13 protein-coding genes are annotated in these 13082 nt (G+C 64.5%); 4 read left to right on the forward strand and 9 right to left on the reverse strand.

From position 1 onward, the window contains the following. Nucleotides 1-173 precede the first annotated feature (173 nt). The 3 genes from FJ425_RS25810 to rsmA all read left to right on the forward strand — a co-directional run bounded on the left by FJ425_RS25810 (nucleotide 174) and on the right by rsmA (nucleotide 3244). A complete protein-coding gene (locus FJ425_RS25810; RefSeq protein WP_140540857.1) occupies nucleotides 174-1094 on the forward strand; it encodes a peptidylprolyl isomerase in 921 nt (306 codons plus the stop codon). 262 nt (nucleotides 1095-1356) lie between these two features. Beyond that, nucleotides 1357-2391, forward strand: a complete 1035-nt coding sequence (gene pdxA / locus FJ425_RS25815) for a 4-hydroxythreonine-4-phosphate dehydrogenase PdxA (protein WP_140726908.1) — start codon at nucleotides 1357-1359, stop codon at nucleotides 2389-2391. Nucleotides 2392-2398: 7 nt separating this feature from the next. Then, entirely contained in the window at nucleotides 2399-3244 is an 846-nt protein-coding gene (gene rsmA / locus FJ425_RS25820) for a 16S rRNA (adenine(1518)-N(6)/adenine(1519)-N(6))-dimethyltransferase RsmA (RefSeq protein WP_140726911.1), read from the forward strand. A 201-nt stretch (nucleotides 3245-3445) separates the two neighbouring features. Here the strand turns inward: rsmA and gmk are convergent, their stop codons facing one another. The 9 genes from gmk to fabD all read right to left on the reverse strand — a co-directional run bounded on the left by gmk (nucleotide 3446) and on the right by fabD (nucleotide 10752). After that, nucleotides 3446-4120, reverse strand: a complete 675-nt coding sequence (gmk, locus tag FJ425_RS25825; protein WP_095767013.1) for a guanylate kinase — start codon at nucleotides 4118-4120, stop codon at nucleotides 3446-3448. A gap of 4 nt (nucleotides 4121-4124) precedes the next feature. Further along, entirely contained in the window at nucleotides 4125-5015 is an 891-nt protein-coding gene (locus FJ425_RS25830) for a YicC/YloC family endoribonuclease (RefSeq protein ID WP_140726913.1), read from the reverse strand. 303 nt (nucleotides 5016-5318) lie between these two features. Further along, nucleotides 5319-6509, reverse strand: a complete 1191-nt coding sequence (gene mltG / locus FJ425_RS25835) for an endolytic transglycosylase MltG (protein WP_246678003.1) — start codon at nucleotides 6507-6509, stop codon at nucleotides 5319-5321. Nucleotides 6510-6753: 244 nt separating this feature from the next. Continuing rightward, nucleotides 6754-8016 carry a beta-ketoacyl-ACP synthase II gene (fabF, locus tag FJ425_RS25840; protein WP_140636032.1) on the reverse strand — a complete coding sequence of 421 codons (1263 nt, stop codon included), beginning with the start codon at nucleotides 8014-8016 and terminating at the stop codon, nucleotides 6754-6756. A 34-nt stretch (nucleotides 8017-8050) separates the two neighbouring features. Beyond that, on the reverse strand, nucleotides 8051-8287 hold the full coding sequence (locus FJ425_RS25845; protein ID WP_006203723.1) for an acyl carrier protein: 237 nt from the start codon (nucleotides 8285-8287) through the stop codon (nucleotides 8051-8053). A 198-nt stretch (nucleotides 8288-8485) separates the two neighbouring features. Next, the gene (fabG, locus tag FJ425_RS25850) at nucleotides 8486-9223 is read right to left on the reverse strand and encodes a 3-oxoacyl-[acyl-carrier-protein] reductase (RefSeq protein ID WP_140726919.1); all 738 of its coding nucleotides are present in this window, start codon (nucleotides 9221-9223) and stop codon (nucleotides 8486-8488) included. 37 nt (nucleotides 9224-9260) lie between these two features. Further along, nucleotides 9261-9527 (reverse strand): type II toxin-antitoxin system RelE/ParE family toxin, encoded by a 267-nt coding sequence (locus tag FJ425_RS25855; RefSeq protein ID WP_140726922.1) that lies wholly within the window; start codon nucleotides 9525-9527, stop codon nucleotides 9261-9263. Beyond that, a complete protein-coding gene (locus FJ425_RS25860) occupies nucleotides 9511-9732 on the reverse strand; it encodes a ribbon-helix-helix protein, CopG family (RefSeq protein ID WP_140726924.1) in 222 nt (73 codons plus the stop codon). The genes FJ425_RS25855 and FJ425_RS25860 overlap by 17 nt, the downstream gene beginning before the upstream one ends. 66 nt (nucleotides 9733-9798) lie before the next feature. After that, entirely contained in the window at nucleotides 9799-10752 is a 954-nt protein-coding gene (fabD, locus tag FJ425_RS25865) for an ACP S-malonyltransferase (protein ID WP_140726927.1), read from the reverse strand. 275 nt (nucleotides 10753-11027) lie between these two features. Between fabD and FJ425_RS25870 the strand changes: the two genes are divergently transcribed. Further along, nucleotides 11028-12953, forward strand: a complete 1926-nt coding sequence (locus FJ425_RS25870; RefSeq protein WP_140700165.1) for an LTA synthase family protein — start codon at nucleotides 11028-11030, stop codon at nucleotides 12951-12953. The last annotated feature ends 129 nt before the right edge of the window (nucleotides 12954-13082 follow it).

Genomic DNA, 13082 nt, shown 5'->3' on the forward strand with positions numbered 1-13082 from the left:
TTGATTTGGAGCGTGTTCCTTCGAGAATGGGCCGCGTTTCCCGGGGCCATGCGCCGGCGACATCGTTTCGCCGCATAAGATGGGCATGGGGTCGACTGCATCGCGCAGGCGTTCGGAGGACGCGCGGCGCCGCGATGGCGGAAAATCGGGATGGGGAAAATTAGGAAGGTAAGATGAGGAAATACCTGTTTTCAGCGGGATTCGCGCTTCTGGTGGCGGCCTCGATTTCGGTCACGGCTGTCGTGCGGCCTGCTTTCGCCGCTGAGATCAAGTATGTCGTCAACAACATCGCGATCACCACCGGCGACATCGCGCACCGCGCCGCCTTCTTCAAGCTGCAGCACAAGAAGGGCGATGCCGCGCAGGAGATGATCGACCAGACGCTGCGCCTGGCCGAGGCCAAGCGGCTGGGCATCCGCATCAGCGATCAGCAGGTCGAAGCCGCCTACCAGCGCTTCGCCTCGGGCAACAAGATGCCGCTGGCGAAACTCGACGCGATCATGACGCAGTCGGGCGTCACCAAGGAACATTTCAAGGAATTCATCCGTGCCCAGATGGCCTGGAACCAAGCGCTCAGCGCGCGCTACCGCTCCGGCGAAGGCGGCTCGGTGACCGAGCAGGACGCCGTGCGGCGCATGCTCGACAAGGGCGGCGCCAAGCCGACCGCGACGGAATACATGCTGCAGCAGGTGATCTTCGTGGTGCCGGCATCGGAGCGCGCCGGCACACTCGCCAAGCGCAAGCGCGAGGCCGACGCCATGCGCGCCCGCTTCAGCGGCTGCAGCACCACGCGGGAATTCGCCAAGGGCCTGATCGACGTCACCGTGCGCGACCTCGGCCGCGTGCTGGCGCCGCAATTGCCGTCCGACTGGGCCGAGCAGATCAAGGCGACCAAGGTCGGCGCCGCGACGCCGACCCGCGAGACCGAGCGCGGCGTCGAGTTCATCGGCATCTGCTCCTCGCGCGAGGTTTCCGACGACAAGGCCGCGCAGATGGTGTTCCAGGCCGAAGGCAGCAACGACAAGGACGCCGACGAGCTCAGCAAGAAATATGTCGCCGAGCTGCGCCAGAAGGCCAAGATCGTCGAACGCTAGAGCCGGATGATATCAGGTCGAGTCGACCTGATATCCGAATCCGTCTCTAAACCGAAGAAACGAAGCATGATGTCGCCCGGAGCCCGCTGCATACTTTTCGGCATCATGCTCTGAGCCGGATGATTTCAGGTCGGTCCGACCTGAAATCCGAATCCGTCTCCAAACCGAAGAAACGAAGCATGATGTCGCCAGAAGACCGCTGCATGCTTTTCGGCATCATGCTCTGAGCGACAAGCGTGCGATACCGCAGCCAGCCGACCGCATGAGCACGCAGAAGACCCACGCGCCGCTGGCGCTCAGTGTTGGCGATCCCTCGGGCATCGGGCCCGAGATCGCCATCGCCGCCTGGCAGGCTGGCGACAGCGCCGGTGTGCCGCCCTTCTACCTGCTTGCCGACCCCGCTTTGATCGAAGCCCGCGCCCGCCTGGTCGGCGCGAATGTGACGATCGTCGAGACCTTGCCCGGACAGGCGGCGCACCACTTTGCCCGGGCTCTGCCTGTCGTTCCGCTCGATGCGCGTCATTTCGACAGCCCGGGAGAGCCGAACCCGGCCAACGCCGCCGGCACCATCGAAGCCATCGACCGCGCCGTCGCCGACTGTCTCGCCGGCCACGCCGCGGCGATAGTCACCTGCCCGATCGCCAAGAAGCCGCTTTATGATGCCGGATTTGGCTTTCCCGGCCACACCGAATATCTGGCGCATCTGGCTTCGCGCCACACCGGCAGGGACGTGACGCCGGTGATGTTGCTGGCGGGACCGGATCTGCGCACCGTTCCGGTCACCATCCACATCGCTTTGGCCGAAGTGCCGAAGCTGCTCACGACGGAGCTGATCGTCGCGACCGCGCGCATCACCGCCGCCGATCTCGAGACCCGCTTCGGCATTGCGCGGCCGAAGCTTGCGATTGCCGGGCTCAACCCGCATGCCGGCGAAGGCGGCGCCATGGGCCTGGAGGATGCTGCGATCGTGACCCCGGCCGTCGAGATGCTCAAAGCGGAAGGGATCAACGCGATCGGACCGCTGCCGGCCGACACGATGTTTCATCCGCGCGCGCGCGCTTCCTATGACGCGGCGCTCTGCATGTATCACGACCAGGCGCTGATCCCGGCCAAGACCTTAGCCTTCGACGAGGCGGTGAACGTGACGCTGGGCCTGCCGTTCATCCGAACCTCGCCCGATCACGGCACCGCTTTCGACATTGCCGGCAAGGGTATTGCGCGCGCCGACAGCCTGATCGCCGCGCTAAGGCTGGCGCGCCGGCTGGCCGACAGCGGACGGCAGGCCACCGCCGCGTGAGGATCCATTGAGCGGGCGCACCACAATCGACGGGTTGCCGCCGTTGCGCGAGGTGATCGAGCGGCATGGCCTGCAGGCCAAGAAGGCGCTCGGGCAGAATTTTCTGCTCGACCTCAACCTGACAGGCAAGATCGCGCGCGCCGCCGGCGATCTCGGCGAGGCGACGGTGATCGAGGTCGGCCCGGGTCCGGGCGGACTGACGCGGGCGCTTCTCTTCAACGGCGCGCGGCGCGTGATCGCCATCGAGCGCGACGAGCGCTGCCTCGAAGCGCTGGCCGAGGTCTCCAGCCATTATCCCGGTCGCCTGGAGGTCATTCCCGGCGATGCGTTGAAGACGGATTTTGCCGCGCTTGCCGGCGCGGCGAATGGCGGGCCGGTGAAGATCGTTGCCAACCTGCCCTACAATATCGGCACCGAGCTTCTGATCCGCTGGTTGACGGTGGCCGATTGGCCGCCCTTCTACCAATCGATGACGCTGATGTTCCAGCGCGAGGTGGCGGAGCGCATCACGGCGGTCCCGGACAGCGACGGCTATGGCCGGCTCGGCGTCCTGGCCGGCTGGCGCACCGAGGCGAAGATCGCCTTCGACGTGCCGCCGCAGGCATTCACGCCGCCGCCGAAGGTCACTTCATCGGTGGTGCATCTGGTGCCGCGCTTATCTCCGCTGCCGGTGGATGCCAGAAAATTGGGCCGGGTCACCGAGGCCGCCTTCGGCCAGCGCCGCAAGATGCTAAGGCAAAGCGTGAAGAGCCTTGGCGGCGAGGCGCTGCTGCTACGGGCCGGCATCGACCCGACGCGGCGGGCGGAGACGCTCAGCGTGGAAGAGTTTGTCAGGCTGACAAACGCGGTGTAGCTGCGCCCTTCCCTTCTCCCCTTGTGGGAGAAGGTGGCCGAGCGAAGCTCGGTCGGATGAGGGGTGCTGGAAGGATCGCTACGATGACGAGATCGGCGTTTGAAGCGTCTTAATCTTCAGCGCCTCGTTCCTTCCAACACCCCTCATCCGTCTCGGCGCTTCGCGCCGATCCACCTTCTCCCACAAGGGGAGAAGGAAGAGTCACCCCGTCTTCTCGTCCAGCAATCCCGAAATGAAATCGAACAGCCCCGGCCGACGGTCGCGGCGAAGCCGCTCCGCCGTGACGATGGCGCGGACCTCGGCGAAGGCGCGGTCGAGATCGTCGTTGACGATGACGAAGTCGTATTCCTTCCAATGCTCGATCTCGAGGCGGGCGTTCTTCAGCCTTGTCTCGATGACCGATTCCTGGTCCTCGGCGCGGCGCTTCAGGCGCGCCTTCAATTCCTTCATCGACGGCGGCAGGATGAAGATCGAGACGATGTCGGCGCGCATCTTCTCCTTGAGCTGTTGGGCGCCCTGCCAGTCGATATCGAACAGCATGTCGCGGCCCTCGGCCAGCGCGATTTCCGCCGGCTCGCGCGGCGTCGCATAGCAATTGCCGTGCACTTCGGCCCATTCCAGCAGCGCGTCGGAATCGCGCAGCCGCTCGAACTCGCGCATGGTGCGGAAGTGGTAGTGGACGCCCTCGATCTCCGAGCCGCGGCGCGGCCTTGTCGTGACGGAGACCGAAAGCTCGAGACTTCCATCGCTTTCGAGAAGATTGCGCGCGATCGTCGACTTGCCGGCGCCCGACGGCGACGACAGCACCAGCATCAATCCGCGGCGGCGGATGCGGGACCCCAGATCCCTGGCGGCCGTCGGCTCCTTGGCAACCATCCCGTCACTCCAGATTCTGGACCTGCTCGCGAAACTGGTCGACCACCGCCTTGAGCTCCAGCCCGATCGCGGTGACCGCGGCGGCATTCGACTTGGAGCATAAGGTATTCGATTCGCGATTGAATTCCTGCGCCAGAAAATCGAGCTTGCGGCCAACGGCGGCGCCGCTTTTGAGCAGCGCACGCGCCGAAGCGACATGCGTCTTCAGCCGGTCGATCTCCTCGCGGATGTCGGCCTTGGTGGCGAGGAAGGCCGCTTCCTGGTGCAACCGGACGGCGTCGAGATTGGCCGAAGCATCCGTCAACAGGCGCACCTGCTCGGCGATACGCTCGCGGATTGCCGCTGGCTCGCGCGAGGGATCGGCTTCGGCCTTCAGCGTCAGCGCCTCGATGATATCGACATGGCCGGCAAGAAGCGCGCCCAGCGCCGCGCCCTCGCTGCGGCGCGCCTGCTCCAGCCCGGCGAGCGCCATCTCGAGCGCAGACAGGATCGCCGCGTCGAGAGCGGCCCGCTCCTCCTCCGTCTCCACGGCCTCGGGAATGTCCAGCACACCGCGCAGGGAAAGCAGGCCGTCGGCGGTGGCGGGCTCGGTGCCGAACTGCTCCTGCAAACGCTTGGCTAGCCCTGCCAGGTCCCTGAGGAACGCCTCGTTGACCACCGGCTGGATTTGCCGTGCGGCGGCGCGGCCGACGGTCAACGTCGCCTGGAAATTGCCGCGCGCGAAACGCTTCTGAACGGTCTGCCGGACGGCGGTCTCCAGCCGGTCGAAACCCTGCGGTAATCTCAGCCTCACCTCGGCGCTCTTGCCGTTCACCGATTTCACCTCCCAGGCGATCGAGGTGCCCTCGTTTTCAGCGGCGCACCGCGCAAAACCGGTCATGCTTTGCAGGCTCATTGCCCTGTCGTCCCCCTGTCGCAGCCAAGGCTGCGTTGCCCAGCGCTGCGCGCCCAAAATCGCCGGACGATCGGCCGGCGCCCCCTCAAAACATGAATATGGCCTCGCGTCAAAGGACGCGTGCTTCCGTGTGGTACATGTCGTCTTCCCAAAACCGCTGCGCACTTTTGGGCGACATGCATTGCGTTTCGTTGCATGCCGTCTTCCCAAAACCGCTACGCACTTTTGGGCGACATGCAATGAGTTTCGATGCATGTCGTCTTCCCAAAACCGCTGCGCACTTTTGGGCGACATGCATGGCGCCTATTGCGCGTCGTCGCCGCCGGCGTCGCCATTCTCGCCATTGGCCCCGGCGTCGCTGCTGTCGGCGTTGCCATCGGGGGCTGCCGGCGCCGTCGTCTGGCCGGAGGCCTTGGCGGCGGCATCAGCCTGCTTCTTCTGCAGCGCTCGGTAACGGGCGACGTTCTGGTTGTGCTCTTCCAGCGTCGCTGCGAAGACATGGCCGCCATTGCCGTCGGCGACGAAATAGAGGTCGTCGGTCTTGGACGGATTCGCGACCGCTTCGAGCGCCGCCCGGCCCGGATTGGCGATCGGCGTCGGCGGCAGGCCCTTGATCATGTAGGTGTTGTAGGGCGTCTGCTTGTCGAGGTCCGACTGGTAGATCGGCCGGTCCGCCGGCTTTCCCTTGCCGCCGAAAAGGCCGTAAATGATGGTCGGGTCGGACTGCAGCCGCATGCCCTTGGCCAGGCGGTTGAGGAACACCGCAGCGACGCGCGAGCGCTCGTCGCTCCTGCCCGTTTCCTTCTCGACGATCGAGGCGAGCGTGACGAAGTCGTCGATGTTGGCGATCGGCAGGTCGGCCGCGCGATGCGACCAGACATCCTCGACCAGCTTCTTCTGGTCGGCGACCAGCTTGTCGACCATTTGCTGCCTGGTGGCGCCGCGGGTGAAGCGCAGCGTGTCGGTGGCTATGGTGCCTTCCGGCGGCAAGGTCAGCGGCATGTCGCCGGTGAGCGCCTCCTGATCGGCGACGCGCTGCAGCGCCTGCTCGACCGTCAGCCCTTCGGGAATGGTAAGCGAGTACATCACCGACTTGCCGCTCTTGAAGAGCTCCATGATGTCGCGCATCGAGGCGCGCGGCTTGATGGCATATTCGCCAGCCTTGAGCGCCGATTCATTGCCCGTGGCGCGTACGCCGAGCCGGAAGATGCGGGCATCGCTGATCAGGCTGCGACGTTCCAGCTGGTCGGCAATCTCCTGCACGCCGGTGTTCGGCTTGATCATGAAGGTGTCGCCATTGGCGGACGGGCCTGGCTCGACGAAAGCCTGCATGCCGAAATAGAGCGCGGCACCCGAGGCGAGCACGGCAAGGATAACCATGGAGAGGAAGAAATTCAGGAACACGACGAACTGGCTGCGCGAGGCGAGCGAGCGCTTCGAAGGCGGCGGCGTACCGGCTTCCGGGCGCAACGCCTCGGCCGCGGTCTTCGGCATGATCGGCACCTTTGTGCCCTGCCGTGCGAAATCCCCGTCGCCGCCCGGATTTGTGCTCCCAGGATTTGTGCTCATGGCGCGCCCTACCGTCTGATCTTGCAACGAATCCCCCTAGCTACAAACTAGGGGAGAATTTGGCAAAAATGACGGCAGGTGGCGGGACTGCCGGCTGGTTGTCTTTTTCTGAGCAATCCCGGGTGGAAAGGCGCTGAGCACTCTTCCCGGGATTGCTCCCGCTGGCCTTTCAGCCATTGTAGCGCTGGAACACGAGCGAGGCGTTGGTGCCGCCGAAGCCGAAGGAATTCGACAGCGCGACATCGATCTGACGCTGGCGCGGCTTATTCGGCACGAGATCGATCGCGGTCTCGCGTTCCGGATTGTCGAGATTGATGGTTGCCGGCGCGACGTTGTCGCGGATGGCGAGGATCGAGAAGATCGCTTCGGCGGCACCCGCGGCGCCCAGCAGATGGCCGATCGACGACTTGGTCGACGACATCGAGATCTTCGAGGCGGCATTGCCGACCAGCCGCTCGACCGCGCCGAGCTCGATCGTGTCGGCCATGGTTGAGGTGCCGTGCGCGTTGATGTAGTCGACGTCGGCCGGCGAGAGTTTCGCCCGGTTCAGGGCCGCCGTCATGCAGCGGAAGGCGCCATCGCCATCTTCGGCCGGCGCGGTGATATGGTGGGCATCGCCGGTCAGGCCATAGCCGGTGACCTCGGCATAAATCTTGGCACCGCGCGCCTTGGCGTGCTCCAGCTCTTCCAGGACGACGACGCCCGCGCCCTCGCCCATGACGAAGCCGTCGCGGTCGCGATCATAAGGACGCGAAGCTGTTTCGGGGCTGTCGTTGCGCTCGGTGGAGAGCGCGCGGCAGGCGGCGAAGCCGGCAATCGACAGCCGGGTGACCGGTGCCTCGGCGCCGCCGGCCAGCATCACATCGGCATCGCCCCACATGATCAGCCGGGCTGCGTCGCCAATGGCGTGCGCACCGGTCGAGCAGGCAGTGACCACCGCATGGTTCGGGCCTTTCAGGCCGTGGCGGATGGAAACCTGGCCCGAGACCAGATTGATGATCTGTCCGGGGATGAAGAAGGGGCTGATGCGGCGCGGGCCGCGTTCCTTCAGGATCATCGCGTTCTCGGCGATGCCGTCGATGCCGCCGATGCCGGAGCCGATCAGAACGCCGGTGGCGCACTGGTCCTCATGTGTCTGCGGCTTCCAGCCGGAATCGGCCAGCGCCTCGTCGGCGGCCGCGATGCCATAGAGAATGAACTCGCCGATCTTGCGTAGTTCCTTCGGCTCGAGCACAGCCTCCGGATTGAAGGTGCCGTTCGAGCCGTCGCCGCGCGGAATGATGTGGGCGATCTTGCAGGCAAGATCGTCCACCTCGAATTCGGTGACGCGCCGGCAGGCGCTGCGGCCGGAGAGCAATTCCCGCCAGCTATGCTCGACGCCCATGCCGAACGGCGAAAGCAGGCCAAGGCCCGTGACGACGACACGCCTCATCGCAGGTCCTCCCCGGTGATGCCTGCGAGAGAACTCAGGCCGAGGCCTTGTCGATATACTTGACGGCGTCGCCGACGGTGAGGATGGTCTCGGCCGCATCGTCCGGAATCTCGACGCCGAACTCCTCTTCGAATGCCATGACGAGTTCAACCGTGTCGAGGCTGTCCGCGCCCAGATCGTCGATGAAGCTCGCCTGCTCCGTCACCTTGTCGGCATCGACGCCGAGATGCTCGATGACGATCTTCTTGACGCGCTCTGCGGTGTCACTCATTTGGGGCAATCCTCGTCTTAGGTTGTCTATCTTCGTTAGCGGGCGGAATGCCGCTAATCAAGCTGAAAGATGGTCTTGCGGGCAACGCAACGCCACAGGACCGGTTTTTGCCCGAACCGCCGGGTTGCGGGCCGCATTACACGAAAAATGACGGGCGTCCAAGCCGAAATGGCTGTTTTCACAGGCGCCCGCCCAGCCTCAGATCATTGCCATGCCGCCGTTGACGTGAATGGTCTGGCCGGTGACATAGGCCGCCTCGTTTGAGGCAAGATAAGCGACGGCGGATGCCACTTCAACGCTGGTGCCCATGCGCCGGGTCGGGATCGCGGCCATGATCGTCTCTTTCTGCTTGTCGTTGAGCTTGTCGGTCATGGCCGATTCGATGAAGCCCGGGGCGACGCAGTTGACGGTGATGTTGCGGGTGGCGATCTCCTGCGCCAGCGACTTGGAAAAGCCGATCATGCCTGCTTTGGAGGCGCAGTAATTGGTCTGGCCGGGATTGCCGGTGACGCCGACCACCGAGGTGATGTTGATGATGCGGCCATGGCGGCGGCGCATCATCGGGTGGGTCAGCTCGCGGGCCAGCCGGAACACGGCGGTGAGGTTGACCTCGATCACCGAATCCCAGTCGGCGTCCGACATGCGCACGAACAGGCCGTCCTTGGTGATGCCGGCATTGTTGACCAGGATGTCGACGCCCTCGAGATCGGCCTCCGCTTTCTGGCCGAGCGCCTTGACCGCGTCACGGTTCGTCAGGTCCGCCGGAAACAGTTTTACGCGGTCGCCCAACTCGCCCGCCAAGGCTTCCAGCTTCTCCACACGGGTGCCGTGCAGGCCGACGATCGCGCCCTGGCTGTGCAGCACCCTGGCGATCGCCTCGCCGATGCCTCCCGATGCGCCGGTGACGAGCGCCTTGCGGCCGGTCAGTTCGAACATTTTTATTCCCTTTCAAATCGGACAGGTCAGGTGCCGGCTATCTGTAGACGTCGCCTCTATGGCCGATGGTTACGACAAGAATGACAAGCCGCCTGTCTTGCACATCGCAGATAATCCGATAATCCCCAACCCGGTATCTCCAGAACGTCGCCAGCGGCCCCTTTAGTGGCTTGCCCAGCTCACGCGGATTGTCGAGTTCGGCCAGTCGATTTTCGATGAAGTCGCGGATACGGTTGCGTGTATGTGGATCTAGTTTTTCGACAAACTTGCGGGCCGAACGAGCATATTCAAGCGTCCATGCCACGCCAGAAATCCTCGCTCTTTACGACATCCTCCTCACCTCGCCTGATGCGCTCAAGCACCTCGGCAGCGAGATAATAGTCTTCCACGTCTTCGAGCCCACGTTCAATGAGCTCACGCAGATAGTAGGCTTTACTGCGGCCGGTCTTGGCCGCGAGAAAGTCCAAGCGTTCTTCAATCTCAGGCGCCAGGCGGATGGATGTCGGCATGAGGAGCTTCCGGTGAATACATGTATTCATGTATCGCCTTAGGGCTGAAAGTTCAAGCTTTGATAACTATCCCAGCGCCGCCAGCGTCGCCTCGACCTCCGCCGCTGTGCCGACGGCGCCGGTGGCGATGTCGCGGTTGATGCGGCGCGCCAGGCCCGACAGCACTTTGCCTGCGCCGACTTCATAGAGGCTCGCGACGCCGTGGGCGCCAAACCATTCCACTGTCTCTCGCCAGCGCACGCGGGCGACCACCTGCTCGACCAGGCGGCGGGCGATCTCATCGGGGTCACTGGTCGGGGTTACGGTGACGTTCGAGACGATCGGAACCACCAGCGCGGATTTCGCGACACCGGCCAGCGCCTCGCGCATGATGTCGGCGGCCGGCGTCATCAGCGCCGAATGAAAGGGGGCGGAAACCTGCAGCATCAGCGCCCGCTTGGCGCCTTTTTCGGTGCACAGCTTCGCCGCCAGCTCGACCGCCGGCCTGGCGCCGGAGATCACCAGCTGGCCACCGCCATTGTCGTTGGCGACCTGGCAGACGGAACCGTTGCCGACCTCGCGAGCTGCCTCGGCGCAAGCGGCCTCGACGTCGGCCTGTTCCAGCCCGATGATCGCGGCCATGGCGCCCTCGCCGGTCGGCACCGCCGCCTGCATGGCGTTGCCGCGGGTCCGAAGCAGCCGCGCCGCGTCGCCGACCGAAACGAAGCCGGCCGCGGCAAGCGCGGAATATTCACCCAGCGAATGGCCGGCGACATAGGCCACCTTGTCCTTCAAAGAGAAGCCGCGCGCTTCGAGCGCGCGCATCGCCGCCAGCGACACCGCCATCAGCGCAGGCTGGGCGTTGGCCGTTAGCGTCAGCGTCTCTTCCGGTCCTTCCCAGATGAGTTTCGACAGTTTTTCGCCGAGCGCTGCGTCCACTTCCTCGAAGACGCGGCGTGCTTCGGGGAATGCAACGGCGAGGTCCTTGCCCATGCCGACGGCCTGGCTGCCCTGTCCCGGAAAGGTGAATGCGACGGCCATTTGAGGTCTCTCCAGAGGCTGGTTTTGTCTGCCTCTGGCGCAAGGCGGACAGCCAAGTCAAGCCCGCAGGCGTCTCTTCGGCCTGCATTTCAGCCGTAAGAACCTGCCGACTGCCTGTTCCAAAAGCCTTTTTGGCGATCACACCTGATGAAAACCGCTCACGTTTAGTTTGCTGGCTCTTCTTATTTCCGCCACAGGCGCTAGCTTTTCGTGACATTTCGATGACAGTGGCGTGACGCGAGTGGAAGACGCGTGACAAGGGCCGGGGAAGCAAAGTGGCAAGGATCAGGAAAGGCGCGGCCAAACCCGCGCCGCAATTTTTGGAAGACGATCCGTCCACCGGCTATCTGCCGGGACGAGCCTGGCCGACCGTACGCTACGGCCTGTCGACGCTTCTTGCCTCAGCCCTGCTCGTCTTCGCGATCGAGCTGATCGTCCGCGGCGATTTCTTCGGCACGGTCGATTTCTTCATGCAGCCCTTCAAGCCCGGCTGGACTACCATCATCGTCTTCGCCCTGGTGCTGCTCGGGCTGGACGCCATACTCGGCCGCAGCCACCAGAGCCTGATGATCGTGGCGCCGCTGACGCTGGCGCTGGCCTTTGTCGGCCACCAGAAATCGCGCTATCTCGGCGACCCGCTCTATCCCACGGATTTCCTGTTCGCCCGCCAGATCGTGGCGCTGATGCCGCTCCTGGTGCGCGAGCGCCCGTGGACGGCCGTCATGCTGGCGGTCGGCATCGTCGGCGGTCTGACGTTGCTCGTGTACGGCTGGCGGACCTGGCGCCGGCGGGTGCCTATCCTCAGCCGCAAGGGCCGCCTGGCGCGGCTGGCGCTTGCCGTGCCGCTGCTCGCCTTCTTCGTCTCGATCATGGACTACGCCACCTTCTCGTGGACTCGCGACCGGCTGCAGATCATCCCGATCATGTGGGACCAGAAGGAGAACTACGCCTCCAACGGCTTTGCGCTGGCCTTCGCGATGAACGTGCCGATGGCGCATGTCGCGGCGCCGCCCGGCTATTCCGAGAAGACGATGGCCGCGATCCAGCGCCCCGACGTCGCCGCTTCCGTGCCGGACGAGAAGCCGGATATCGTGGTGGTGATGAGCGAATCCTTCTGGGATCCGACGCACCTGCCCGGCGTCACCATCAAGCCCGACCCGATCCCGACGGTCAGGGCGTTGCGCTCCGGCTCGATGTTCTCGCCCGAGTTTGGGGGCATGACCGCCAATATCGAGTTCGAGGCGCTGACCGGCTTTTCCAACGCCTTCCTGCCAGCCGGCTCGATCCCGTATCAGCAATATGTGCGCACCCCGACCCCGTCGCTGGCGACCTTCCTGAAGAGCCAGGGCTACCGGGCGCGCGCCATCCATCCCGGCACCAACTGGTTCTGGAACCGCGGCGCCGTCTATGCCGATTTCGGCTTCAACGACTTCCGCTCCGAAGAGACACTGCCGCCGATGGAAAAGCGTGGGCCGCTGGCTTCGGACGCGGCAATGACCGACGAGATCATCCGCGAGGCGGACGCCAGCGACGATCCGGTGTTCCTGTTCGCCGTCAGTCTGCAGAACCACGGTCCTTACGAGCCCTACCGCTACTACAACCCGACGCATTCGATCGACGCGCCGATCAGTTCCTGGGCGCGGGAATCGCTGCTTTCCTATGCCGAGGGGTCGGCCGACGCCGACCGCGGCCTGCAGCGCCTGATCGACTGGGCAAAGGCCCGCCAGCGGCCGACCATCATCGCCTTCTTCGGCGACCATCTGCCGCCGCTCGGACCCGTCTATGTCGAGACCGGTTTTCTCAAGGACAATGTCGCGCCGCGCAAAGAGCCGGCGGTCGCCGCGCTCGAACACCACGATACGCCTTTGGTTATCTGGTCGAACCGCTCCGGTCCGGTCGAGAACATTGGCTCGGTGAGCCCGGCCTTCCTGCCCTACCATATCCTGACCACGGCAGGCATCAGCCACCCCTATTACACCGGCTTCCTCGGCGCGCTGCGCGAACACTACCGGGTGGTCGACCGCAACCTGCTCCTGTCGCCCGTGGGCGAAGCAACGCCGGATTGGGCGAGGCAGAAGCAGATCGATCCGAAGATCAACGATTTCCGGCTCATTCAATACGACATGATGTTCGGCAAGCGGCTCTCGGCGCCCGACTTCTTCCCCGAGACGGTGAACAGGCTGGTCGCGCATACAAGCTGAGCTGAGCGCAGTCACAGCCGATCGCGGCTATCCCGGTCCGTGGTGGGAAACGATGCTTCGATGCCGGGCCTTGGAAAGGTTTTGTCGCTGCGATTTAGAGCAATTCCAGGAAAAGTGTGAGCGGTTTTC

Origin of the sequence: Mesorhizobium sp. B2-7-2 (assembly GCF_006440775.1) — a bacterium.
Taxonomy (GTDB): Bacteria; Pseudomonadota; Alphaproteobacteria; order Rhizobiales; family Rhizobiaceae; genus Mesorhizobium.

Excerpts from the sequence above, each read along its gene's own strand:
- FJ425_RS25810 (WP_140540857.1), top strand. The coding sequence starts at position 174 with ATGAGGAAATACCTGTTTTCAGCGGGATTCGCGCTTCTGGTGGCGGCC.
- pdxA (WP_140726908.1), top strand. The coding sequence starts at position 1,357 with ATGAGCACGCAGAAGACCCACGCGCCGCTGGCGCTCAGTGTTGGCGAT.
- gmk (WP_095767013.1), bottom strand. The coding sequence starts at position 4,120 with ATGGTTGCCAAGGAGCCGACGGCCGCCAGGGATCTGGGGTCCCGCATC.
- FJ425_RS25830 (WP_140726913.1), bottom strand. The coding sequence starts at position 5,015 with ATGAGCCTGCAAAGCATGACCGGTTTTGCGCGGTGCGCCGCTGAAAAC.
- mltG (WP_246678003.1), bottom strand. The coding sequence starts at position 6,509 with ATGCCGAAGACCGCGGCCGAGGCGTTGCGCCCGGAAGCCGGTACGCCG.
- fabF (WP_140636032.1), bottom strand. The coding sequence starts at position 8,016 with ATGAGGCGTGTCGTCGTCACGGGCCTTGGCCTGCTTTCGCCGTTCGGC.
- FJ425_RS25845 (WP_006203723.1), bottom strand. The coding sequence starts at position 8,287 with ATGAGTGACACCGCAGAGCGCGTCAAGAAGATCGTCATCGAGCATCTC.
- fabG (WP_140726919.1), bottom strand. The coding sequence starts at position 9,223 with ATGTTCGAACTGACCGGCCGCAAGGCGCTCGTCACCGGCGCATCGGGA.
- FJ425_RS25860 (WP_140726924.1), bottom strand. The coding sequence starts at position 9,732 with ATGCCGACATCCATCCGCCTGGCGCCTGAGATTGAAGAACGCTTGGAC.
- fabD (WP_140726927.1), bottom strand. The coding sequence starts at position 10,752 with ATGGCCGTCGCATTCACCTTTCCGGGACAGGGCAGCCAGGCCGTCGGC.